The 22,656-nt window shown below is 72.7% G+C and carries 23 protein-coding genes; 13 read left to right on the top strand and 10 right to left on the bottom strand.

The window, feature by feature from the left end; genetic code table 11:
* Positions 1-46 precede the first annotated feature (46 nt).
* The 6 genes from ACWD35_RS01115 to ACWD35_RS01140 all read right to left on the bottom strand — a co-directional run bounded on the left by ACWD35_RS01115 (position 47) and on the right by ACWD35_RS01140 (position 5,611).
* Positions 47-754: an SLATT domain-containing protein gene (locus tag ACWD35_RS01115; RefSeq protein ID WP_451349010.1), complete on the bottom strand. Its 708-nt coding sequence runs from the start codon at positions 752-754 to the stop codon at positions 47-49.
* A gap of 31 nt (positions 755-785) precedes the next feature.
* Positions 786-1,193: a peptide-methionine (R)-S-oxide reductase MsrB gene (msrB, locus tag ACWD35_RS01120; RefSeq protein ID WP_451349011.1), complete on the bottom strand. Its 408-nt coding sequence runs from the start codon at positions 1,191-1,193 to the stop codon at positions 786-788.
* A gap of 26 nt (positions 1,194-1,219) precedes the next feature.
* Positions 1,220-2,611, bottom strand: coding sequence for a UDP-N-acetylmuramate--L-alanine ligase (gene murC / locus ACWD35_RS01125; RefSeq protein WP_451349012.1), 1,392 nt, complete (start codon positions 2,609-2,611; stop codon positions 1,220-1,222).
* A 40-nt stretch (positions 2,612-2,651) separates the two neighbouring features.
* On the bottom strand, positions 2,652-3,917 hold the full coding sequence (locus ACWD35_RS01130) for an RNA-guided endonuclease InsQ/TnpB family protein (RefSeq protein ID WP_451349013.1): 1,266 nt from the start codon (positions 3,915-3,917) through the stop codon (positions 2,652-2,654).
* A 229-nt stretch (positions 3,918-4,146) separates the two neighbouring features.
* Entirely contained in the window at positions 4,147-4,617 is a 471-nt protein-coding gene (locus ACWD35_RS01135; RefSeq protein WP_451349014.1) for an indole-3-glycerol phosphate synthase, read from the bottom strand.
* A gap of 127 nt (positions 4,618-4,744) precedes the next feature.
* On the bottom strand, positions 4,745-5,611 hold the full coding sequence (locus tag ACWD35_RS01140; protein WP_451349015.1) for a pyrimidine reductase family protein: 867 nt from the start codon (positions 5,609-5,611) through the stop codon (positions 4,745-4,747).
* Positions 5,612-5,648: 37 nt separating this feature from the next.
* Here ACWD35_RS01140 and zapE point away from each other — a divergent pair, with 37 nt between their 5' ends.
* From zapE to ACWD35_RS01170, 6 genes are all read left to right on the top strand, one after another.
* Positions 5,649-6,761, top strand: coding sequence for a cell division protein ZapE (gene zapE, locus ACWD35_RS01145; RefSeq protein ID WP_451349016.1), 1,113 nt, complete (start codon positions 5,649-5,651; stop codon positions 6,759-6,761).
* 361 nt (positions 6,762-7,122) lie between these two features.
* A complete protein-coding gene (locus ACWD35_RS01150) occupies positions 7,123-7,701 on the top strand; it encodes a carbonic anhydrase (RefSeq protein WP_451349017.1) in 579 nt (192 codons plus the stop codon).
* Between the two features lie 8 nt (positions 7,702-7,709).
* Positions 7,710-9,221 (top strand): SulP family inorganic anion transporter, encoded by a 1,512-nt coding sequence (locus ACWD35_RS01155; RefSeq protein WP_451349018.1) that lies wholly within the window; start codon positions 7,710-7,712, stop codon positions 9,219-9,221.
* Positions 9,222-9,231: 10 nt separating this feature from the next.
* Positions 9,232-10,104 carry a slipin family protein gene (locus tag ACWD35_RS01160; protein WP_451349019.1) on the top strand — a complete coding sequence of 291 codons (873 nt, stop codon included), beginning with the start codon at positions 9,232-9,234 and terminating at the stop codon, positions 10,102-10,104.
* A 34-nt stretch (positions 10,105-10,138) separates the two neighbouring features.
* Positions 10,139-10,675: a YbhB/YbcL family Raf kinase inhibitor-like protein gene (locus ACWD35_RS01165; protein WP_451349020.1), complete on the top strand. Its 537-nt coding sequence runs from the start codon at positions 10,139-10,141 to the stop codon at positions 10,673-10,675.
* Between the two features lie 130 nt (positions 10,676-10,805).
* Positions 10,806-11,660, top strand: coding sequence for a polysaccharide deacetylase family protein (locus tag ACWD35_RS01170; RefSeq protein ID WP_451349021.1), 855 nt, complete (start codon positions 10,806-10,808; stop codon positions 11,658-11,660).
* A gap of 8 nt (positions 11,661-11,668) precedes the next feature.
* Here the strand turns inward: ACWD35_RS01170 and ACWD35_RS01175 are convergent, their stop codons facing one another.
* Both ACWD35_RS01175 and ACWD35_RS01180 read right to left on the bottom strand, forming a co-directional pair.
* Complete coding sequence (locus ACWD35_RS01175) at positions 11,669-12,340, bottom strand: ABC transporter (protein ID WP_451349022.1); 672 nt, start codon at positions 12,338-12,340, stop codon at positions 11,669-11,671.
* Positions 12,337-13,269: an ABC transporter ATP-binding protein gene (locus ACWD35_RS01180; RefSeq protein ID WP_451349023.1), complete on the bottom strand. Its 933-nt coding sequence runs from the start codon at positions 13,267-13,269 to the stop codon at positions 12,337-12,339. Before ACWD35_RS01180 ends, ACWD35_RS01175 begins: the two co-directional genes overlap by 4 nt.
* 66 nt (positions 13,270-13,335) lie before the next feature.
* On the opposite strand from ACWD35_RS01180, the gene ACWD35_RS01185 reads away from it, so the two are divergent.
* The 7 genes from ACWD35_RS01185 (at position 13,336) to ACWD35_RS01215 (ending at position 20,339) form a co-directional block, all read left to right on the top strand.
* Positions 13,336-14,067, top strand: coding sequence for a peptidyl-tRNA hydrolase (locus tag ACWD35_RS01185; protein WP_451349024.1), 732 nt, complete (start codon positions 13,336-13,338; stop codon positions 14,065-14,067).
* Between the two features lie 13 nt (positions 14,068-14,080).
* On the top strand, positions 14,081-14,719 hold the full coding sequence (locus ACWD35_RS01190; protein WP_451349025.1) for a TetR/AcrR family transcriptional regulator: 639 nt from the start codon (positions 14,081-14,083) through the stop codon (positions 14,717-14,719).
* 78 nt (positions 14,720-14,797) lie between these two features.
* Positions 14,798-15,397 (top strand): TIGR03086 family metal-binding protein, encoded by a 600-nt coding sequence (locus ACWD35_RS01195; protein WP_451349026.1) that lies wholly within the window; start codon positions 14,798-14,800, stop codon positions 15,395-15,397.
* A gap of 94 nt (positions 15,398-15,491) precedes the next feature.
* Positions 15,492-16,811 carry a DUF692 domain-containing protein gene (locus ACWD35_RS01200; protein WP_451349027.1) on the top strand — a complete coding sequence of 440 codons (1,320 nt, stop codon included), beginning with the start codon at positions 15,492-15,494 and terminating at the stop codon, positions 16,809-16,811.
* A gap of 91 nt (positions 16,812-16,902) precedes the next feature.
* Entirely contained in the window at positions 16,903-17,622 is a 720-nt protein-coding gene (locus ACWD35_RS01205) for a DUF4142 domain-containing protein (protein ID WP_451349028.1), read from the top strand.
* A 96-nt stretch (positions 17,623-17,718) separates the two neighbouring features.
* Positions 17,719-18,525 carry a TIGR04222 domain-containing membrane protein gene (locus tag ACWD35_RS01210; RefSeq protein WP_451349029.1) on the top strand — a complete coding sequence of 269 codons (807 nt, stop codon included), beginning with the start codon at positions 17,719-17,721 and terminating at the stop codon, positions 18,523-18,525.
* Between the two features lie 149 nt (positions 18,526-18,674).
* Positions 18,675-20,339, top strand: a complete 1,665-nt coding sequence (locus ACWD35_RS01215) for an alpha/beta hydrolase (RefSeq protein WP_451349030.1) — start codon at positions 18,675-18,677, stop codon at positions 20,337-20,339.
* A gap of 38 nt (positions 20,340-20,377) precedes the next feature.
* Here the strand turns inward: ACWD35_RS01215 and hemQ are convergent, their stop codons facing one another.
* Positions 20,378-21,109: a hydrogen peroxide-dependent heme synthase gene (gene hemQ / locus ACWD35_RS01220; RefSeq protein WP_451349031.1), complete on the bottom strand. Its 732-nt coding sequence runs from the start codon at positions 21,107-21,109 to the stop codon at positions 20,378-20,380.
* Positions 21,110-21,114: 5 nt separating this feature from the next.
* Entirely contained in the window at positions 21,115-22,569 is a 1,455-nt protein-coding gene (gene hemG / locus ACWD35_RS01225; protein ID WP_451349032.1) for a protoporphyrinogen oxidase, read from the bottom strand.
* Positions 22,570-22,656 lie beyond the last annotated feature (87 nt).

Genomic DNA, 22,656 nt, shown 5'->3' on the forward strand with positions numbered 1-22,656 from the left:
AGGGAGACCAGGTGGAGCAGGTGGACGGAGGCGGGGAATTGACCGGTCAGCGATGCGCTGCCGCGCCGGCCTCCCGGGGCGCCGGCAACGCCATGGTCTGCCCGGTCTGGTCCTGCTGCTGAAGCCCGGCTCGGAACTCCGCCGTCCAGTCCGCGGTCTCTGTCTCGACACGCGAGCGCACCTTGCCGACCAGCCCGCCGATCAGCGTCAACCGGCGCTCGATCACCGCCTGTTCGGGCTGGCCCGTGACATCGCGCAGCAACTCCGCCGACCAGGCCAGCCGGAACGCGTTCAACTCGCCGCGCAGCGCCTGCGCCGCCGTGATGTCACGCATCCAGGCCGTGGAGAGTCCGAAGAAGTGATCGAAGCCCTTGCAGCCGGCGGCTGCGGCGAGGAACACATAGCCCCAGCTCTGGATCTCCGCACCCGTGGCCGCGCCGGCCAGCGGGATCACCGTGCCGGTCGTGGCGAGCACGATCATCAAGCCCCGGATGACCCGGGATCCGATGCGCTTGAGCCGCTTGTCCTCCAGGTACCACGCGATGGTGTCCTCGGCCTCCTGCTCGGCCCAGGCGCGCAGCGACTGCACCGAATCCAGCCGCTCCACCGCCGTACCCGTGGCGAGCACCGGAAACCCCCGACTCCGCAGGTCCCGCCCACGAGCCCTTCCCCCGTCCGGCTGGACAGCCCCTGTGCTCCCCGTCAACTCACCCTCCTCAGCAGGGAATTCGAGTACGAGAGTAGCCGAAATCACAGCACCGGGTCGGGCATGGGGACTGCGGGCGTCACTCCCCCTCGGGCGCCAGCCGCAGGGAGATCGAGTTGATGCAGTACCGCTGGTCCGTCGGAGTGGGGTAGCCCTCGCCCTCGAAGACGTGGCCCAGGTGGGAGCCGCACCTCGCGCAGCACACCTCGGTGCGCACCATCCCGTGCGAGCGGTCCTCGATCAGCTCCACCGCGTCGGTGTCCTTGGGGTCGTAGAAGGACGGCCAGCCGCAGTGCGAGTCGAACTTGGTCTCGGAGGTGAACAGTTCGGCGCCGCAGGCCCGGCAGGAGTACACGCCCTTGGTCTTGGTGTCCGTGTACTCACCCCGGAAGGCCGGCTCGGTGGCGGCCTGGCGCAGCACGGCGTACTCGGCCGGGGTCAGCTCCGCGCGCCACTGCTCGTCCGGCTTCTCGACGTCGTACGACATGAGCCTCAACCCTTCTACTGGGACAGCTACTGGGACAGACGGTCCAGGATCCGCGGGCCCAGGTCCGTCACGTCGCCCGCGCCCATGGTGAGAACGAGATCGCCGGGCTTGGCCATTCCCGCGATCACGGCGGGGACCTCCGCCCTGTCGTGCACGGCGGTGACGTCGGCGCCCGCCGCGCGCGCCGCCTCGATGATGAGGTCGCTGGTCACGCCGGGGATCGGGTCCTCGCGGGCCGGGTAGATGTCGAGCACGACGGAGGCGTCGGCGAGCGCCAGCGACTGGCCCATCTCCTTGCCCAGCTCCTGGGTGCGGGAGAACAGGTGCGGCTGGAAGACGACCAGGATCCGGGAGTCGCCGGCGGCGGACCGCATGGCCTCCAGGTCGGCCGTCATCTCGGTCGGGTGGTGCGCGTAGGAGTCGATCACCTGCACACCGGCCGCCTCGCCCTTGAGCTGGAGCCGCCGCTTGACGCCGGTGTAGGCGGCCAGCGCCGGCGCCAGCTCGGCGGCCGGGATGCCGAGGGCGGCACCGGCGGTGAGCGCGGCAACGGCGTTGAGCGCGTAGTGGCGGCCGGGCACGGAGACCCCGAAGGTCAGCTCCTGGCCGTCCAGCACCACGGTGACCTGGCTCTTCAGCCCCTGCGGGACGATCGCCAGGACCCGTACGTCCGCGTCCTCGGCCTCGCCGTAGGTCACCGTCCGTACCTGCTGACCGGCCAGCCGCCGGGTCAGCTCGCGGGCGCCCTCGTGGTCGGCGGAGATCACCAGCGTGCCGCCGGGCACGATCTTGCCGGCGAAGGTCTCGAAGGACTCGTAGATCTCGTCCATCGAGGCGTAGTTGGCGTGGTGGTCCAGCTCGACGTTGAGGACGATGGCGACCTCGGGCGCGTACTTGTGGAAGCTGCGGTCGGATTCGTCCGCCTCGGCGACGAAGATCTCGCCCTCGCCGTGCAGCGCGTTGGAGCCGGGCGCGTCCAGGTCGCCGCCGATGGCGTACGACGGCTGCCGGCCCAGTTCGCCGAGCGAGACCGCCAGCATGGAGGTGGTGGTGGTCTTGCCATGGGTGCCGGCGACGGCGATCGGGCGCAGGCCCTCCATCAGCGCGGCCAGCGCGTCGGAGCGGTGCACCACCGGGATGCCCAGCTCGGCCGCGCGGGCCAGCTCCGGGTTGTCCTGGCGGATCGCCGACGACACGACGACACAGCTGGCGTCGTCGGCGAGGTGCTCGGCGGCGTGCCCGATGTGCACGGTGGCGCCCAGCGCCCGCAGCGCCTCGGCGGTCGCCGAGTCCTTGGCGTCGGAGCCGGCCACCTGGGCGCCGCGCTGCGCGAGGATCTTGGCGATACCCGACATCCCGGCGCCCCCGATGCCGATGAAGTGCGGTCGGTCCATGGCGGTAGGAAGGCCGGGTGCCATGCGTTCTTCTCCCCAGGATTACGGTGCGGGCTGAGCGTCCCTACCCTATGCGGTCGACTACCCGTCGCTGAAACGACGGGCTTGCACAACGGGCATCACTGGGTGTGATGCTGCGTTTGCGTCCAGACCCACCCCGCTGACGCGGTGATGGGGCAGGGGCCGTTGACGGGGCCCCGCGTCGCCACAACTCCCACGCACGAGCGCGGATGTTGCGGGAGCCGTTCCGGTCCGCGTGCGCGACGACGCCGCAGCCCCGGCACGCGAACCAGGCCTGGGAGACCCGGTTCGCCTTGTCGACGTGCCCGCACTCGGCGCAGGTGCGCGAGGTGTACGCCGGATCGACGTACACCACCGGTACCCCAGCCCGGCGGGCCTTGTACGCGATGAACGCTCCCAGCTGGTGAAAGCTCCAGCTGGAGTGGGTGGCCCGTTGGGGCTTGCGAAGCCGTACCCGCTCGCGGATGCCCGTCAGATCCTCTAGGGCGATGCCGCGACCGGTGCGTTCAGCCTCGGCCACCACGTGTTTCGCGATCTTGTGGTTGATGTCCTTCGCCCGCCGCGCCTCCTTACGCCTGCGTTTCTTTAGTCGGCGTTTGGCGGACAGGGTGTTCTTCTTCTGGAGCTTGGTACGAAGTTTCTGTTCCCTGGCCCGGATGCGGTTGAGGTCCCTGCCAGCCATGATCTCGCCGTCGCTGGTGGTGGCGATGTTCACGATGCCCAGGTCGATGCCGAGGAAGCCCACGGGATCGGTGTTCAGCTCAGCTTCGGGCACCTCGCAGGTAGCGTTGAGGAACCACATGCCGTCCCGGCACACGAGATCGGACTCGCCCCTGCGGTACAGGGCCAGGGTGGCCAGCTGCTCGGGGGAGGCCGTGAATGCCACGTCCTTCACTCGCCCGTGCACGGTCCAGACGGACACCCGCCGCCGGTCGGTCTGCCAGGACAGCATCCGGTCGTCGTACGGCTGTGCGCTGTCCGCCCGGAAGGCGATCGGCTTCCCAGTGGCCTTCCGGTACCGCTTTGATCCCGGCTTCCCGAGATTCCCAGCCTTCAGGTTGGCCTTCAGTACCGCGTAGGCGTCACACGTCTTCTTGATCACATGCTGGGCGGCCTGCGCCCCCAGACCCCACCGGGCCTTGATCTCGGCGTAGGTGTGCTCGCGCAGCGCGAAATTCCTGTTCACGCCCTTCTCGAACGCAACCTCGCTCGCCCAGCCGGCGGCCTCGTTGCAGGCGCACAGGGTCGCCTCAAGTGCCGCCGCCTGCACGGGCGTCGGCAGCAGCTTGACGTGCACCACCAGCTTCACGATCACCGAACGTACACACCCGTTCGGCTCCCCGCCACACGTTCCCCACCCATCACCCGACCAGGTGAACCCGCCACCGCAGGTGCGCAGCACCGGCCCAGTACGGCAGAGCACCCGCCCGCTCCGCGGCCGAGCAAGCACCAGCGACACCGCGGCGCTCCGCGCCACGGCCACGAGGAACCACCGGGCACCGCGCAAGGGGCTCGACGACAGCCAACCCCCGAGCCCTCTAGTCCTCCCCGTGCGCAAAAAGCTTCAGCACCGGCACCCCCACCTTGTGCCGGGCCCGCGACGCCCAGTCCCGGTGGAAGAACTCCTCCACATAGTGCGGAGCGGTCAGCACGATCACCTCGTCCGCCCCCACCTCGGCCACCAGATCCTTCAGCGCGTCCAGCGGATGGTGCTCGACGAGTCTCCCCTCCGCCTCGGTCCCGGCGGCCCGCAGCGCCCGCACGGAGACGTCCAGCGCCTGCTCGGCAGGCGCCTTCGCCGCCTCCCCCTCCGGCGTCCGGCCCTCGCGGACGGCGTCTTCCAGTTCCCCGAGCGCGAGGTCGTCGATGGCCCGCAGCAGGCGGTCCTGGTCTCCGCGCGGCTGGAGAAGCACGTGGAAGGAGACCGGCTCGTCTGCGTGCAGGGTCGTGACGAAATCCACGTCGACGGACGACAGGGCCTTCTCGATCATCAGAACGCTTGTGAACACCGGGCGCCTCTTTCTCCCCGTGGGCCCGCTCAGGCCCTGCGGAAACCATCCTTCCCCGTGCTCGCACGGGCTCTGCGGACTAAGTGTGCCCATCGAAAGCTAAACGGAACGACAGATTCCGCTGTTTTCAGGACCTTCGGTAACGACCGAACAGAAATCCACCCTCCTCCAGAAGGGACACGAGTTCGAAGCGGCGCGGTACGGCGACCGCGGGACCCCCGGCGATGCGCTGCGCGTCACCCGCCGTGAGCATGGGCGACAGGGTCAGGCACAGCTCGTCCAGCACCCCGGCGGCCACGAACTGGCCGAGCAGCCGGGGCCCGCCCTCGGTGAGCAGCCTGGTGTGACCGAGGCCGGCGAGCGCACGTACCGCGTGAGCGGGGTCGACACCCTTGCCGTCACCGGCGATCAGGACCTGGGCACCGGCCCGCTCGGCGGCGGCGACGCGGTCCGGGGCCGCCCCGGCGCCGGTGAGGATCAGCGTTGGCACCAGGGGCGAGGTGAACAGCGGGAGGGAGAAGTCGAGCGCCAGGCTCGCGCTGACGACCGCGATCGCCGGGGCCGGCCCCTGTCCGGCCGCCTTGCGGGCGGCGGCGAACTCGGCACGCGCGCGTGCCGGGCGGTACCCCTCCTGCCGTACCGTTTCCGCACCCACGACGACGACGTCCGCGAGCGCCCGCAGCGTGCCGAAGATCCGCATGTCGGCGGCGCTGGAGATGGGCTGGGAACGGCCCTCGTGCTGAGCGGCGCCGTCCAGCGTGGAGACCATGTTGGCCCGCAGCCACGGCCGCGGGGCGCCCGGCTCGGGCCGCGGGTAGGCGTAGGCGGCGGCCAGCTCGGCGAGGCCCCACTCACGGTCCACGAACGCACCGGGAGCCCCGGCGGCCCCCGCCGCCCCCTCCCCCTCGATGGCCTCGATGGCCTCGCCGCCCTCGGCGCCCCCGTCAGGGGTCTGGGCTGCTGTTTCGTCGGTCACAGGGAACAGGCGTCGCATGTCGTGCAGTCTGACACGGCGCTTAGCATGGGTGACCGTGTCGTCCTCCACCTCCGCCCCTGGTTCCAGCACTCTGACCGAAGCGGGCCCACTGTCCCTGTGCGCCCGTGAGCCGCATGTCCCCGCGGACCGTCTGGTCGCCGAGATGGTGCCTCCGCCGCGCTTCGACTCCGTGCGCTTCTCCACCTACATCCCGGACCCGAAGCAGCCCAGCCAGACCGAGGCCGTCGGCGTGCTGGAGAGCTTCGCGGGCGGGCTCGGCGGCGCGCACGCCTCCGGCGCCGGCAAGCCCGGAAGGAGGGGCCTCTTCGGCTTCGGCCGGGCGAAGGCCCCCAAGGTCCCGGCCGGCCCGCGCGGCGTCTACCTGGACGGCGGCTACGGCGTCGGCAAGACGCACCTGCTCGCCTCCCTCTGGCACGCCACCCCGGCCGAGCCCGCGCTCAAGGCGTTCGGCACCTTCGTCGAGCTGACCAACCTCGTCGGCGCGCTCGGCTTCCAGCAGACCGTGCAGACGCTGAGCGGCCACCGCCTGCTCTGCATCGACGAGTTCGAGCTGGACGACCCCGGCGACACCGTCCTGGTCTCCTCGCTGCTGGGCAAGCTGGTCGAGGCGGGCGTGGCGCTCGCGGCCACTTCCAACACGCTGCCCGGCAAGCTCGGCGAGGGCCGGTTCGCCGCCGTCGACTTCCTGCGCGAGATCCAGGGCCTGTCCGCCCACTTCCGCACCCTGCGCATCGACGGCGAGGACTACCGGCACCGCGGCCTGCCCGAGGCGCCGGCGCCGTACTCCGACGAACAGGTGACGAAGGCGGCGTACGCCACCGCGGGCGCCTCGCTGGACGACTTCCCGCACCTGCTGGAGCACCTGGCCCGGGTGCACCCGAGCCGGTACGGCGCCCTGACCGACGGGCTGAAGGCGGTGTGCCTCACCGATGTGCGCCCGGTGCCGGACCAGTCGACGGCGCTGCGCCTGGTGGTGCTGGCGGACCGGCTGTACGACCGCGAGGTCCCGGTGGTGGCCTCCGGACTGCCGTTCGATCAGCTGTTCAGCGAGGAGATGCTGAACGGCGGCTACCGCAAGAAGTACTTCCGCGCGATATCCCGGCTCACCGCGCTGACCCGTGACTCGAACGGGCTAATCGCCGGGTAGCCGCGCCACTTCCTGACAACCGCTCAAAACATGCGGGTCACGGGCCAGTTCAGGTCACGTGACCCGCTTTTTTTTACGCCCTCTGTCGTGCGTGACCCCCCAGTTGACCTTGCAGAGGACTTTGCAGGGTTAACATCTTCTTGACCATCCATTGACCCGGGCTTGGTGTGCACTAGACAGACCACCGCCCCGCAGCCACCGGCCACTCCCGGTGCCCCGCACCACCGCACCACGAGATCGTCCAGAGCCCACTCGCCGGCAGCGCTTCAGGTCTTCCGCTGCCGAGAGCCGGCTTCCCCCACACACGAACGTCGTGCAGGCCCGACGCGCCACTGCAGCGCGCCAGGAGGAATCCACATACATGCAGCCCCTCATCGACAACGCCCGTACGTTCGGACAGCGCCCTGAGGAGTTCGCCAAACTCGCAGAAGGCCAGTCCCCGCAGGTCCTGTTCATCACCTGCTCCGATTCCCGGGTCGTCCCGGCCCTGATCACGGGTGCCCGCCCCGGCGAGCTGTTCGAGCTGCGCACCGCGGGCAACATCGTCCCGCCGTACGCCTCGCAGCATCCCACCGGCGAGGCCGCCACCATCGAGTACGCCGTGGAGGTGCTCCGCGTCCGGGACATCGTCGTCTGCGGCCACTCGCACTGCGGCGCGGTCGGCGCGCTGGTGCGCGGCGACGACCTGACCGCCGTACCGGCCGTGCGCGACTGGCTGGCGCACGCCACCCCGCGCCCGGCCGGCGCGGCCGAGGACCCGGAGGTCGCCGAGGGCGTGCGCAGCCACGTCCTGACGCAGCTGCTGCGGCTGCGCTCGTACCCGTGCGTGCAGCGTGCGCTGGCGGCGGGCCGGCTCGCCCTGCACGCCTGGTACTACGAGGTGCACACCGGCGCCGTACGGGTGCACAGCCCGCACACCGACATCTTCGAGGCCCTGTGAGCGCGCCGGTGAACAGCACGCTCATATCCCGTTTCCCCCAACTGAGACAGGACTTCACCGCCTCTCTCGTCGTCTTCCTGGTCGCGCTCCCGTTGTGCGTGGGGGTGGCCGTCGCCTCCGGGGTGCCGGCCGAACTCGGCCTGGTCACCGGCATCGTGGGCGGCCTCGTCACCGGGCTGATGCGCGGCAGCAGCCTCCAGGTGTCGGGGCCGGCCGCGGGACTGACCGTGCTCGTCCTCGAGGCGGTCAAGGAGTTCGGGCTGCCGGTGCTCGGCGCCATCGTGCTCACCTCCGGCCTGCTCCAGCTCCTGATGGGCACGCTGAAGGTGGGCCGCTACTTCCGGGCCATCTCGGTCTCGGTCGTGGAGGGCATGCTGGCCGGAATCGGCCTGGTCCTGATCGCCGGACAGCTGTACCCGGCCCTGGCGGCCAAGGCCCCCGACTCGGCACTGGGCAAGATCGCCGGGCTGCCGGGGGCGTTCCTCGACGCCCCCGGCGACGGCGGGGCGCTCGCCTCGCTCGCCCTGTGCGCGGGCACGATCGCGGTGCTGGTGCTGTGGAAGCTCGCGCCGACGCGGGTGCGTACGGTGCCCGGTCCGCTCGCCGCGGTCGGCCTCGCCACGGTGGCCGTGCTGGTGCTCGACCTGCCGGTGGCCACCGTCGAGGTGAAGGGGCTGCTGGACTCCGTCCAGCCGCCGCCCCTGAGCGCGTTCGGCGAGCTGGCCGGGCTCGGGGCGCTCGGCACGGTCGTCGCGTTCACGCTGATCGCGTCCGCGGAGTCGCTGTTCAGCGCGGCTGCCGTGGACCGGCTGCACCACGGGCCGCGCACCGAGTACAACAAGGAGCTGGTCGCCCAGGGCATGGGCAACACGGTGTGCGGGCTGCTCGGCGCGCTGCCGATGACCGCGGTGATCGTGCGCAGCGCGGCCAACGTCCAGGCGGGCGCCCGTACGAAGGCGTCCCGGGTGCTGCACGGCGTCTGGCTGCTGCTCTTCGCGGCCCTGCTGCCGGACGCGCTCGCCCACATCCCGGTCCCGGCCCTCGCGGGCGTCCTCATCCACTCGGGCGCCAAGCTCCTCCCGGTCCGGGCGCTGGCCGCGCTGTGGCGCGAGCACCGGGGCGAGGCACTGGTCCTCGCGGCCACGGCCGTGTCGATCGTGGCGGTCGGCATGTTCGAGGGGGTGGTGATCGGCCTGGCGCTGGCGGTCGCCAAGGCGGCCTGGGAGGCTTCGCACGTCCGGCTGGAGGTGGTCGACAAGGGCGCGGGCCCGATCGAGGCGCACCTGTCCGGCAACGCGACCTTCCTGCGCCTGCCGAAGATCCTCGACAGCCTGGAGTCCCTGCCCGAGGACCGCCCGGTCCGCCTCGACCTGTCCGGCCTCCACCATCTGGACCACGCGTGCCGCACGGCACTGGAGAACTGGTACGGCCATGATCCCGGGCCCGGCGCGCGCCCATGGCTTACACCCCGGGCCCGTCCTATCGTTGACACCAGCGAACAAAAGCAGACCTCTCGGTGAGGAGGTCGTCATGCTCCAGGAGCTGCTGGGCGCCGCCGCGGCGGCGGGTTCCGTCGGCGTGGTGTACCTGGCGATGGCGGCGCGGGTCGTCAAGCAGTACGAGCGGGGCGTCCTGTTCCGCCTCGGCCGGCTCGCGGGCGAGGCACGCACGCCCGGGCTGACGCTGATCATCCCGTTCGTGGACCGGCTGTACAAAGTCAACATGCAGATCGTGACGATGCCGATCCCCGCCCAGGAGGGCATCACCCGCGACAACGTCACCGTGCGCGTGGACGCGGTGGTCTACTTCCGGGTGATCGACGCGGCGAGCGCGCTGGTGAAGGTCGAGGACTACAAGTTCGCCGTCTCGCAGATGGCGCAGACCTCGCTGCGGTCGATCATCGGCAAGAGCGACCTGGACGACCTGCTGTCCAACCGCGAGAAGCTCAACCAGGGCCTGGAGCTGATGATCGACAGCCCGGCGGTGGGCTGGGGCATCCAGGTCGACCGGGTGGAGATCAAGGACGTGTCGCTGCCGGACACGATGAAGCGGTCCATGGCCCGGCAGGCCGAGGCCGACCGGGAGCGCCGGGCCCGGATCATCAACGCGGACGCCGAGCTGCAGGCCTCGAAGAAGCTCGCCGAGGCCGCCCAGCAGATGGCCGACACACCGGCCGCGCTCCAGCTGCGGCTGTTGCAGACGGTGATGGCGGTGTCGGCCGAGAAGAACTCCACGCTGGTCCTGCCCATCCCGGTGGAGCTGCTGCACTTCCTGGAGAGGGGTCACCAGCAGCCCGCGCCCGACGGCCACCAGCAGCCCGCGCCGGACAGTCCCCAGCAGGCCGTAACGGAAGGTCAGGAGCAGCCCGCGCCGGACGACGGGCGCGAGCAGCCCCCGGGCTGACGGGCAGCGCATGCGCAGCGGCAGAGGAGCAGTGGTGATCGCGGTCGCGCTGGCCGCCGTGTCCGGGTGCGGTACGGGCGGGGACGGCGGCTCGGCGTCCGCGCCCTCCCCCACCGCCGCCCACCGGATCGCCGTGACGAGCCCCGCCTACCCCGACGGCGGCACGATCCCGCGCCGCTACACGTGCGACGGCGCGGACGTCTCTCCCCCACTCGCCTTCTCCGGCGTCCCCGCGGGCACGGTCTCCCTGGCCCTGCTGCTCCAGGACCCGGACGCCCCGCACGGCACCTTCACGCACTGGCTGGCCTGGGACGTCGACCCGCACAGCACGCACCTGTACACCGGAGAGCACCCCAAGGGCTCGATGGAGGGCCCCAACAGTTTCAGCAAGACGGGCTACGACGGCCCCTGCCCGCCGCACGGCGACCGCCCGCACCGCTACGTCCTCACGGTGTACGCCACCGACCGCCGCCCGCCCCTCGCTGCGGACGCCACCCCCGCCGACCTCCTGCGGTCCCTGTCCGGCCACACCCTCGCGACCGGAACACTGACCGGGCGCTACGGCCGATAGGCCGGGGGCGGCCGACAGGCCCGGGGCGACCGACAGGGCTCCTGGGGCCGCTGCCGCCGCGCGGGTGACCGTACGACGCGCCACCGGACATATCGCCACACAAAGGGATACTCAGTCCTACGTTCGTAGGATGATCCCACTAGTACGCCGTATCGCCGCCGTCTGCGCCCTGGGCGCGGCTCTCGCCGCCTGCGGCGCCGCGGGCACCCCGGGCAGCACCCGGCCGGGCCCGGCCAGGTCCCCCGTCTCCGCGTCCCCGTCCGCCGCGCGGCCTCCGGTCCTGGCTCCGGGACCGGGCGGTCAGACCCCGGTGTTCGAGCACGGCCCGCGCAACCGGGGCAAGACCGTGGCGCTGACCTTCGACGCCGACATGACCGCCGACCAGGGCCGGCGAGCCGCGGCCGGCGAGCACTTCGACAACCCGGACCTCATCGGCGCCCTGCACACGCTGAAGGTCCCGGCGACGATCTTCATGACCGGCCGGTGGGCCGACCAGTACCCGATCGAGGCCCGCAGCCTCGGCCACGACCCGCAGTTCGAGATCGCCAACCACTCCTACAGCCACTACGCGTTCACCGCCGACTGCTACGGCCTGCCGAGGGTCTCCGCGGACCGGATGCGGACGGACGTCGAGCGGGCGTACGCCTCCCTGCGCAAGGCGGGCGTGCCGAACCCGATGCCGTACTTTCGCTTCCCCGGCGGCTGTTACGACCGGCAGGCGCTGCGCGCGCTCAGCGGGCTCGGGGTCACCGCGGTGCAGTGGGACGTGGTGAGCGGCGACGCGTTCGCCACCGACGCCGACGCGGTGGCCCGGCAGGTGCTGGGCGGGGTGAAGCCGGGCTCGGTCGTCGTCATGCACTGCACCCACAGCGCCGCCCCGACCACCCCGGAGGTCGTCCGCACGATCGTGCCGGAGCTGCGCAAGCGGGGCTACCGGTTCGTGAAGGTCTCCGAGCTGATCGGCGAGACCGGCGGCCACCGGTGACCGGCTGTTCAGGGTGACCGCCGGGCGGTGAGGGCGCCGGCCGCCGCGAAGGCCGCGGCGGTGAACAGCGCCGCCCCGGCCAGCGGCAGCAGCGGCACCGGCACCCGGCCGGACTGCGAGCCGGTGACCAGGCCGCTGACCGCGGCCTGCGCCGGGGAGCCCGCGACCACCACCGACAGCAGCGCGGCCAGCAGCATCGCGGGCACCGCGCGGCCGGTGGAGCGCAGCAGCGGCGGGTGGGTGAGCGCGCCGACAGCGGAGCCGAGCAGCGCGCAGGCGAGGGTGGCGAGCAGCCCGGCGGCGCAGGCGGAGAGCGGCGGGACGTGCGCGCGGTGGCCGTTGCTCGCCGGGTCGCTGATCAGGGTCACGACGAGCGTCGCCGCCACGCCGAGCAACGCCGCGGTGATCAGCGCCGTCAGCAGGCAGGCCAGGTGGGCACGGGCGGGGCCGCGCGCCGCGGCGACGCAGGCGCGCGCCGCGGGCGGTTCGCCGGTGACGCAGATCCGCACCAGCCAGGCGGCCACCGGCAGCAGCCCGGCGGCGGTGTAGCCGAGCGAGTCGAGGACCGGCTGGCCGCTCTGGACGCCCACCGCCAGGAAGGCGGCGTAGAGGAGCACCGGGGGCAGCCAGCGCTGGGAGCGCAGCAGCAGATCGGCCTGGTAGCGCAGGAGTGCGGTCATGGACGGCTTTCGGGGTCGAGGGGGGTGGAGTTGGAGGTGGAGATGGGGGTGGGGGTGGAGTTGGAGATAGGGGTGGGGGTGGGGCCGGCGGGTGCGACGGCCACCACGTGCCAGGGCGGGCGGGCCGTGAGCAGGGCGCGCAGCAGGACGTCCGAGTGAGAGGCGGGGACGGTGAGGTGCCAGGTGCCGGAGGTGGTCTCCTCGGCCGAGGTGACCGCTCGGGCGGCGTCGGCGGGCAGCCGTCCGCCCGCCGGACCCTGCGCGACGACCCGGGCGTGCGGACCGAGGCCGGCTGAACTCCCCGATTCCGTACGGCGGTCGAGGGTCCCGTCGGCGACGGCGTACATGACGTCGGGCACCCCGGCCAGGCGGCGCGGGTCGTGGTCCACGAAGACGACGGCGCCCCCGTCGGCGGTCCGCTCGGCCACCGCCCGCTCCAGCTCGGCCCGCGCGCCCTCGTCCAGGCCGGTCCATGCCTCGTCCAGCACCAGCAGCTCCGGCGCGGCGAGCAGCGCCTGGGCCACCGCGACCTTCTGGCTGCTGCCCTTGGACAGGCGGGCCATGGGGGTGCCGGCGTAGGCGGCGGCGCCGAAGCGCTCCAGCCAGTCGCCCGCGAGGCGCTCCGCGTTCCGGCGGGCCAGTCCGTGCACCGTGCCGAGGTGGGTGAGATAGCCGAGGGGAGTGAAGGGCAGCGCGGAGGGGAACCGCTCGGGGACGTAGGCCGTGCGGGGTCGGCCCGTGACGCGGCCCTCCGTGGGGGCGTCCAGGCGGGCTATGAGGCGGAGGAGGGTGGACTTGCCGGTGCCGTTCGCCCCTTCTATGCGGGTGAGGGTGCCGGGCGCGACGGTTAAATCGACGCCACGCAGGACCCAGGGCCCGCGGAGGCCGTAGCGGCGGCCGACGCCGGCCAGTCGTAGATCACGTTGCATGCAGGTATTTTCGTCCGGCCGGAGCGGCTGATCGGCACGGCTCCGGGACCCGTAGGGTTGGCTGGTGTGAGCGCAGTGTCGAATTCCCCCAGTGACAGTCCTTCCAGTGACAGCCCCTTCCAGGACCGGCGTACCTCTCGCGACGAGGCGCCCCAGTTCGTGCTGCCCCTCGTCGTGCGGATCGAGCGGGGCGCGCCGCCCGCCCGTACAGATGCGCTGGAGACCGCCGCGCGTTCCGTGCTCACCCTGCTCAGCGACGAACGCGCCCTCGGCGACGGCGCGTGGGCCGAGGCCGTGCGCGCCTGGGAGGACGCCCGGATCCGGAAGGTCGTACGGCGGGCCCGGGGCGCCGAGTGGCGGCGCGCCGAGGCGCTGCCCGGGATCACGGTGAACGGCAAGTCCGCCGAGGTGCGGGTCTTCCCGCCGGTCCCGCTGGACGCCTGGCCGAAGGACCTGGCCAAGCTCCAGGTGTCGGGCACCGAGCTGGACGACCCGGAGCCGCCCGTCGCCGCCGATCCGGGACAGCCCGTGCTGTGGCTCAACCCGGAACTGAAGATGTCGGCCGGCAAGTCGATGGCCCAGGCCGGACACGGGGCCCAACTGGCCTGGTGGGCACTGTCCGAGGCCGAGCGCACCGCCTGGCGGGCGGCGGGCTTCCCACTGTCCGTGCGCACCGCCCGGCCCGCCGATTGGGCCGAACTGACGGGCAGCGGGCTGCCGTTGGTACGGGACGCGGGGTTCACGGAGATCACTCCGGGTTCCTGCACGGTCGTCGCCGACCATCCGGCCCTGCGGTAGGAGGTCCGTCCGGATGACGCAGATCGACGGCAGAGTCGAACGAGGCAATCGTACAAGGAAGTTGGTGCTGCGCCGCACCGTGGACATCGCCTCGGTCGAGGGCCTCGAGGCGCTCACCGTCGGCCGGCTCGCCGCCGAGCTGGAGCTGAGCAAGAGCGGGGTGTTCGCGCTCTTCGGGTCCAAGCAGGAGCTGCAACTGGCCACCGTGCGCGAGGCCACGCGGATCTTCACCGAGCGGGTGATCCGGCCCACGGAGGAGACCCCGGCCGGCCTCGGACGCCTGTGGCGGCTGTGCGAGCTGTGGCTGGAGTACTCGCGGGGCCGGGTGTTCCCGGGCGGCTGCTTCTTCTACGGCGTCATCGCGGAGTTCGACGCGCGGACGGGGCCGGTGCACGACGCCGTGGTCCGCGCCCAGCGGGGCTGGTCGGCCTACGTGGAGCGCTCGATCGACGAGGCCCGCACGGCCGGTGATCTGCGCGCCGACACGGATGTCCGCCAACTCGCCTTCGAACTGGTGGCGTTGATGGAGACCGCGAACGCCCTCTCGGTGCTGCACGGGGAGGAGACCGCGTACGGCAGGGCCCGGACGGGCATCGCCGGGCGATTGCGGGGCGTCGCGACGGACGGGACGGGGATCCCCCAAGTCCCTTGAACGGGCGCGGAGTCGGCGGCATGACGGTACAGGCCAAAACAAGTAGCACGATCGTTCGCTCGGTTTTAGACTCGGCCCATGACTCTGACCGGAGCGGACATCGTGGAACTCGACCGGATCGCCGTGCACGAGGCCGTGCGGGTGGTGGGGCTGGCCGAGGAGAAGGACTGGGAGCGCGACACCCCGTGCGCCGGGTGGAACCTGCGGCGGCTCGTCGCGCACATGACCGCGCAGCACCTCGGGTTCGCCGCGGCTGCGCGCGGCGCCGGGCAGGAGGCGACGCACTGGCGGGACCCGGAGGACATGCGGGAGCCCGACCGCGTGCACCGCGCCGCCGCCACCGCCGTGCTCTCGGCGTTCGCCGAACCGGGCGCGACGGAGCGGGAGTTCGTGCTGCCGGAGCTGGGCGGAGGCTTTCCGGGCGGGATGGCGGTCGGCTTCCACTTCATCGACTACGTGGTGCACTCCTGGGACGTCGCCGCGGCCCTCGGCGTCGGCCTGGAGCTGCCGGAACACGTGCTGGACGCCGCGCTCGCCGTGGCCCGGCTCGTGCCGACCGACCCCGCCCGGCGCGGACCGGGCTTCGCCTTCGCCCCGGCGCTGGAGGTGCCGCGGGGGTCCGGGCCGCTGACGGAGGCGCTGCGGCTGCTGGGCCGGAGTCCGCAGGAGTGGGCGTAAACCTCAAATGTTCCTCTGAACGCGGCCGAGCGGGGGTTCGGGGCCGCGCGGCGGGGCCATACCCCCGTCACTCGGAGAAGGAGGGGGACGAGCCATGCCGCGACTGGGCACGGGAATCGGCTGGCGGCCGGAGCTCGCGGACGCCGTGGAGCGCATGCCGGGCATCGACTGGGTGGAGGTCGTGGCGGAGAACGTCTGCCCCGGCCACCTCCCCGAGTCGCTGCTGCGGCTGCGCGAGCGCGGGGTGACCGTCGTCCCGCACGGTGTCTCCCTCGGGCTCGGCGGGGCGGACCGGCCCGACGCGGGGCGGCTGGCCGCGCTCGCCGAGCGGGCGGAGGTGCTCGGCGCGCCGCTGGTCACCGAGCACATCGCGTTCGTCCGGGCGGGCGGCGCGCTCACCGCGTCCCCGCAGCTGGAGGCGGGTCACCTGCTGCCGGTACCGCGCACCCGGGGCGCGCTGGACGTGCTGTGCGAGAACGTGCGGATCGCGCAGGAGGCGCTGCCGGTGCCGCTGGCCGTCGAGAACATCGCCGCGCTGTTCTCCTGGCCCGGGGAGGAGCTGACCGAGGGGCAGTTCCTCGCGGAACTGGTGGAGCGGACCGGGGTACGGCTGCTGATCGACGTGGCCAACCTGCACACGAACCACGTCAACCGGGGCGAGGACCCTGCCGAGGCGCTGGCCGCGCTGCCGCTGGAGGCGATCGCGTACGTCCATGTCGCGGGCGGCTTCGAGCGGGACGGGGTGTGGCACGACAGCCATGCGCATCCTGTGCCGCAGGCGGTGCTCGACATCCTGCGCGACCTTGCCGGGCGGGTGGCACCGCCGGGCGTTCTGCTGGAGCGGGACGAGAACTTTCCGGAACCGGGTGAGCTGGAGCGGGAGTTGGAGGCGATCCGGGGGGCGGTGGAGGCCGGCCGGGCGGGGGGTGCGCACCGGCCGACGAGCGCTGCGGCCCCGGTCGCCGTGGCGAGCGGGAACGGGGGCGTCGCCGTACTCACCCGGCCTGAGGTCGCCCGCCAGCGCCTCGGCGTCGCGCAGGCCGCCGTTCTCTCCTCGCTGGTGGCCGGAACACCGGTGCCGGAGGGGTTCGACCGGGTGCGGATGGGCGTGCAGGCGAGGGCGCTGGCCGGGAAGCGGGCGGACGTGGTGGCCAAGGTCGCGCCCGAGTTGCCGGCGATCCTCGGGGAGGGGTATCGCGAGGCCTTCCTGGAGTACGCGCGCGAACGGGCGATGACCGGGGGGTACCGACGGGATGCGCTGGACTTCGCGGGGCACTTGCTGAAGATCGGGCGGCCGGCGGACGCGGCGCTTCAGCGAGCCCTACGGGAGTGGTGGCTGGACCGGTCGGGACCGAAGCCGCGGTCGCGGCTTACGCGGGTGGCGCGGAGGGCCTTGCTGCGCGGACGGCACTGAGGCTGGGCGGGGGTGGGCACCGCCCCTGCGGCACGACTGTCCGCAGCTGCGCAACCGCCCAGTAATATGCCCAGCCGTACCAGGAGGCACCATGCGACCGCGACCCCCCGTCAACGGCCGAGGCATATTCAGCGGCACCGGACTCATCATCATGGCTCTGTCGGCGACCGCCGCCGCACTGCTCTATCCGGTCTGGTCGTACGGCGACCAGCAGAGCGCGAGTGGGGTGAGCGCGCAGACCGTGGCGACTCCGTACGGGCCCTTGTCCGCACAGGACCGGGACTTCGTCACCAAGGTGCGGCTGGCGGGGCTCTGGGAGCTGCCTGCCGGGGAGTTGGCACAGCAGAAGGGCACCACACAGGCGGTGCGTACGGCCGGGCAGCACCTGGTCGACGGGCACACCTCGCTCGACGCGCACGCGCGGGCCGTCGCCACCCAGCTCGGCGTGCCACTGCCCAACGAGCCCAACGCGCAGCAGACGCAGTGGCTCGCCACCTTGAGCTCGGCTCAAGGGCAGGACTTCGACCGGCAGTTCACGGGGATTCTGCGGCTCGCGCACGGCCGGGTGTTCTCGCTGGTCGCCCAAGTCCGGGCCGCCACCCAGAACGCGCTGGTCCGTGACCTCGCCGACGACGCCAACGCGACCGTGCTGGACCACATCAAGATCCTGGAGGCGACGGGCTACGTCGACTTCGGCGCGCTGGCGCGGGACTTGGCGACGTCCGCGTCGCCGGTGCCGACCCCGCCGGAGGTCGACCCGAGCGCCGCGGCCCCGGTCACGCCCATACCGAGCCCGGCGTACAGCCCCTGACCTGCACGGGAAGCGGAACGTCACATATCGGCCACACTCTGTCCGGATGTTGAACAAGGCATGGCGTTTGCCTGGCCGCTGGCATACAAACAGCTCATGTTCTGGGTCCTCTTCCTGCTCATGGCCTGGGCTTTCGTCGGCACAGCGGCAAGTCGGCTGTGCCTGGCCGCCGTTCGTTCGGCAGCCGCGGAGGCGGACGTCACCGCGGCGGCCCGGGAGCGTGATCTGACGCTGTACGAGGCGGCGTTCCTCTCCGGCGGGCCCGCGCGGGTCGCCGATCTGACCCTGGTCGCCATGGCACGGCAGCGGCGGCTGCTGCTCGCGCACACCGGCTGGGCCACGGTGGTGGACCCGCGTGGGCGCGACGAGATGGAACGGTCCGTCATAGGCGCGATCGGGCCCGAGGGGCAGTCCCGGATCGCGCCGGTCCGGACGGCCGCCGCCGGCGCCGAGGCCGTGCGCCGGCTCGCCGACGGGCTGGTGCGCTCCGGGCTCGCGGTGCCCGAGGGCGCCGGTACGACCGTCGCGGCCGGGGTGCGCCAGACGCGCGCCGCCGCGCTGGCCGTGCTCGCGCTGGGCGGTGCCGCGCTGCTGCTGCCCGTGCAGACCGGGACGCCGCGCTACCTGATCGCCCTGTGGTTCGCCCTCCCCCTCACGCTCTCCCTGAGCTGTCTGGTCCTGGCCCGCATAGAGGCGCATCCGTACTCGCGCTGGGCCTCCCCGGCCGGGCAGCGGCTGCTGGACGCCCTGCCCCGCAGGCCGTACCGCGACGGTGACGGCGACGACCGCTCGTTCCTGACGCGCGTCGCCGTACGGGGCATCGGTGCGGTCGGCGAGCCAGAACTTCGGGCGGCCTTCGCCCACCGGGACGCGCCCCGTCGAGAGCATTCCTGGCGGGAGTGAGGAGCCTGCCGGGGGGCGCATCGGGGGCATTGGCGCCGACACCGGCAGGACGGTACTTGCCTTCCCCTCCGGCCGAACGAAATATCCCTTTTGTTGTCGCCGGGCCATGGCAGCCGTGCCATCGCCGCCGCGCACCGAAGGGATACGCGATGAGAGCTGCCGCCCTGTACTCGGCCGCCGGTTCCTTGCTGCTCACCACCCTGGCCGCCGCCCCGGCGGGCAGCGCCCCAGGCGTTCCCGGTGCGCCGAGTGCGCCGGGCGCGGCCGAGCTGCGCGGCACCGCGGTGGCCGCAGCCCACGCCCGCGCGGCCGGCATCGGCTTCGGCAAGTGCGCCACCGAAGCCGGGCAGGAGGCGCCGGCCGGCCTGGAGTGCGGCACCGTGAGCGTCCCGCTGGACTACGCGCATCCCGACGGGAAGAAGATCAAGCTGACCGTCAGCCGGGTCCGGGCCACGCACCGGGACCCGCGCAACAGCAAGCGGAGGGTGCCCCGGCAGGGCGCCCTCGTCTACAACCCGGGCGGCCCCGGCGCCTCCGGCATGTACTTCCCGCTGATCGGCGCGCTGCCGGAGTGGAAGCGGATCGCCGCCGCCTACGACCTGATCGGCTACGCCCCGCGTGGGGTGGACCGTTCGGCCCCGCTGTCCTGCGTGGACCCCAAGCGTTTCCTCAAGGGGCCCACCCAGTCGCCCGACCACCCTTCGGAGGCGTACAAGCGGCAGCGCATCGCCCAGGCGAAGGCGTACGCGAGCGGCTGCGCCCGGCGCTCCGGGAGCAGGCTCGCGTTCTACAACTCCCTGAACAACGCCCGTGACCTGGACGTCCTGCGGGCCGCCCTGGGCGAGGACCGGCTGACGTTCATGGGGGCGTCGTACGGCACCTACTTCGGGGCGCTGTACGCGGCCATGTTCCCCTCGCACGTACGGCGGATGGTGCTGGACGCGGCGGTGAACCCGGACCCGGCGAAGATCTGGTACCGCGAAAACCTCGACCAGTCGGCCGCGTTCGAGGACCGCTGGGCGGACTTCCGCGCGTGGATCGCCCGGCACGACGACGTCTACGGGCTCGGCGCCTCGCCCGCGAAGGTGCAGCGCAGCTACGACACCGCGCGGCAGCGGCTGGCCGCGAAGGCGGCGGGCGGCAAGGTCGGGCCGGGCCAGCTGCAGAACGCGTTCCTCACCGCCGGGTACTACGACGACTTCTGGCCGAGCCGGGCCGCCGCGCTGTCGGCCTATCTGAACGGCGACGCGAAGCCGCTGATCCGGCTGGCCGCGCCGAGCCCGGAGACGGCCGCCGAGGCGGAGAACGGCGCCGCGGTCTACACGGCCGTCGAGTGCAACGACGCGCCCTGGCCGACGGACTGGAAGGTGTGGGACCGCGACAACACGCGGCTCGCCCGGGTGGCGCCGTTCGAGACCTGGGGCAACGCCTGGATGAACCTGCCGTGCGCCTACTGGCCGGCGCGCCGGCAGCAGCCGCTCGACGTGCGGACCGGGCCGGGCGAGCTGCCGCCGGTGCTGATCCTGGCGGCCGACCGGGATGCGGCGGCGCCGTACGAGGGCGCGCTGGAGATGAACCGGCGGCTGGCCGGCTCGGTGCTGGTGACCGAGCGGGACGCGGGCACGCACGGCATCGGGGGCGGCCCCAACAAGTGCGTCAACGCGCACATGGAGGCCTACCTGCTGGAGGGCCGGGTCCCCGAACGGCACGCGTCCTGCGCGGGCCGCCCGGAGCCGAAGCCGGACGCCCCGGTCGGCCATGCCACGGAGCAGTCCCCACGGGACGCCCTCAAAGGCAAGGCCGACCGCGGCTGACCATCTGGCTCAGGGCCCACCGCCGCGCCGCCAAACGGTCAGGCGAGCCCGGCAACCAGCTCCGCGATGTCCTTCCTGCGGCCCGTGAAGAACGGGACCTCCTCGCGGACATGCATGCGGGCCTCGGAGGCGCGCAGGTGGCGCATGAGGTCGACGATGCGGTACAGCTCGTCGGCCTCGAAGGCCAGCAGCCATTCGTAGTCGCCGAGGGAGAACGAGGCGACCGTGTTGGCGCGCACGTCCGGGTAGCCGCGGGCCATCTTGCCGTGGTCGGCGAGCATGCGGCGGCGGTCCTCTTCGGGCAGCAGGTACCAGTCGTAGGAGCGCACGAAGGGGTAGACGCTCACGTAGTTGCGCGGCGTCTCGTCGGCGAGGAACGCCGGGATGTGCGAGCGGTTGAACTCGGCGGGGCGGTGCAGCGCCATGTTCGACCACACGGGCTCCAGGGCGCGGCCGAGCTTCGTGCGGCGGAAGAGGTTGTACGCCTCCTGGAGCTGGTCGCTGGTCTCGGCGTGCCACCAGATCATGAGGTCGGCGTCGGCGCGCAGGCCGGAGAGGTCGTAGGTGCCGCGGATCGTCACGTCCTTGGCGGCGAGCTGGTCGAACAGCTCCTGGACCTCGTCGGCGTAACCCGCGCGGTCCTCCGGCAGCACGTCCTTCAGCTTGAAGACCGACCACAGGGTGTAGCGGATGACCTCGTTGAGGTCCTTGGCCAGCTTGCCCTTGTTCGGGATCCTGCCGGACTCGGTGGTGGGGGCGTCGTCACTCATGGTCCCTATTCTCCCGCTCCGCCGTGCAGACTCTGCACCGGGTTGGCCGTCAGCTCCTCGACCCCGCGCAGGTCACCGCCGAGCTGGTCCACCGCGGCGTACGCGCTCGCGATGCACGCGGGGATGCCGACGCCGTCGTACTGCGCGCCGCACACCGCGAGGCCGGGCAGCTTGGCGACGTGCTCGCGGACACGGGCCACGCGCGCGTGGTGGCCGACGGGGTACTGGGGCAGGCCGTCGGTCCAGCGGACGACGCGCGTCTCCAGCGGTACGGCGTCCAGGCCGACCGCCTCGCGCAGGTCGTGCCGGGAGACGGCGACCAGGTCGGCGTCCTCGCGCTGGAGCACCTCCGTCTCGCCGTACCGCCCGACCGAGGTGCGCAGCACGACGACGTCCGGGTCCTCGTCGGCGATCCAGCCCCACTTCTGGGAGGCGAACGTCGACGCCTTGATCGTGCGCCCGTCGACCGGCGGGACCAGGAAGCCGCTGCCCTCGGGCAGGGCGAGGTCGGCTCGGCGGTAGGCGAGGGTGATCAGGGCCATGGAGGCGTACTCGACGCCGCTCAGCTCGGCGGCGGCCTCCGGGGACTCGGCGCGCAGCAGGCGCGCGGCGGCCGGGGCGGGCACCGCGACGATCACCGCGTCGGCCCGCAGGGTCTCCTGCCCGGTGACGATCCGCCAGCCGCCGGACGTCTCACGGCGCAGCTCGGTCACCGGCGTTCCGGTGCGGATCTCGCCGCCGCGCGCCCGCACCGAGTCGGCGACCGCGAGCGGCAGCGTGCCCACGCCGCCCTCGATGCCCATGAACACGGGCCCGGTCTGCTGATTCGCCGCCGCCTTCGCCTGGATGTCGCGGACGGCCGCCGTGAGGGAGTCGTGCGTGCGGGCCGCCTGGAACAGCTGCGGGACGGCCGAGCGCATCGAGATGCGGTACGCGTCGCCCGCGTACACCCCGCCGAGCAGGGGCTCGACCAGGCGGTCGACGACCTCGTGGCCGAGCCGGGCCGCCACGTACTCGCCCACCGCCACGTCGTCGCCGACCTCGGTGCGGGGCAGTTCGGCGTCGCGCCCGATGCGGGCCAGGCCCTCCTCGGACAGGACCCCGGCCAGGGCGGCTGCGGTGCCGGGGACACCCATGACGTGCCCCTTGGGCATGGGGCGCAGGGCGTCGCGGGTCCAGATCGAGGCGGTCGCGGTGGCCGGCGGCTGGAGCCGGGCGGCGAGGCCGGCCTCGCGGGCGAGGGACACCGCCTCGGGGCGGCGGGCGAGCATCGACTCGGCGCCCAGGTCGACCCGGACGCCCGCGATCTCGCCGGGCAGCAGCTTGCCGCCGACCCGGTCGGACGCCTCCAGCACGGTCACGCGCGCGCCGCGCCCCAGCAGCCGGTGGGCGGCGGCCAGCCCGGCGATTCCGGCTCCGATGACGACGACGTGCCCCGTGCTCGTACCCGTTGCGCTCATGTCCCCACTCTCTCAGACCCCACTGACACTCCCGTCCCGGCCCGGTGTCCGCGCCGAGTCCGGACCGTGACCGCTTCGGAACCGCGG

The sequence above is a fragment of the Streptomyces sp. NPDC002671 genome (genome assembly GCF_053592475.1).

Coding starts and splice junctions, on each gene's coding strand:
- msrB (WP_451349011.1), bottom strand. CDS start 1,193: ATGTCGTACGACGTCGAGAAGCCGGACGAGCAGTGGCGCGCGGAGCTG.
- murC (WP_451349012.1), bottom strand. CDS start 2,611: ATGGCACCCGGCCTTCCTACCGCCATGGACCGACCGCACTTCATCGGC.
- ACWD35_RS01140 (WP_451349015.1), bottom strand. CDS start 5,611: ATGCGACGCCTGTTCCCTGTGACCGACGAAACAGCAGCCCAGACCCCT.
- ACWD35_RS01150 (WP_451349017.1), top strand. CDS start 7,123: ATGCAGCCCCTCATCGACAACGCCCGTACGTTCGGACAGCGCCCTGAG.
- ACWD35_RS01160 (WP_451349019.1), top strand. CDS start 9,232: ATGCTCCAGGAGCTGCTGGGCGCCGCCGCGGCGGCGGGTTCCGTCGGC.
- ACWD35_RS01170 (WP_451349021.1), top strand. CDS start 10,806: ATGATCCCACTAGTACGCCGTATCGCCGCCGTCTGCGCCCTGGGCGCG.
- ACWD35_RS01175 (WP_451349022.1), bottom strand. CDS start 12,340: ATGACCGCACTCCTGCGCTACCAGGCCGATCTGCTGCTGCGCTCCCAG.
- ACWD35_RS01180 (WP_451349023.1), bottom strand. CDS start 13,269: ATGCAACGTGATCTACGACTGGCCGGCGTCGGCCGCCGCTACGGCCTC.
- ACWD35_RS01190 (WP_451349025.1), top strand. CDS start 14,081: ATGACGCAGATCGACGGCAGAGTCGAACGAGGCAATCGTACAAGGAAG.
- ACWD35_RS01195 (WP_451349026.1), top strand. CDS start 14,798: ATGACTCTGACCGGAGCGGACATCGTGGAACTCGACCGGATCGCCGTG.
- ACWD35_RS01200 (WP_451349027.1), top strand. CDS start 15,492: ATGCCGCGACTGGGCACGGGAATCGGCTGGCGGCCGGAGCTCGCGGAC.
- ACWD35_RS01205 (WP_451349028.1), top strand. CDS start 16,903: ATGCGACCGCGACCCCCCGTCAACGGCCGAGGCATATTCAGCGGCACC.
- ACWD35_RS01210 (WP_451349029.1), top strand. CDS start 17,719: ATGTTCTGGGTCCTCTTCCTGCTCATGGCCTGGGCTTTCGTCGGCACA.
- ACWD35_RS01215 (WP_451349030.1), top strand. CDS start 18,675: ATGAGAGCTGCCGCCCTGTACTCGGCCGCCGGTTCCTTGCTGCTCACC.
- hemQ (WP_451349031.1), bottom strand. CDS start 21,109: ATGAGTGACGACGCCCCCACCACCGAGTCCGGCAGGATCCCGAACAAG.
- hemG (WP_451349032.1), bottom strand. CDS start 22,569: ATGAGCGCAACGGGTACGAGCACGGGGCACGTCGTCGTCATCGGAGCC.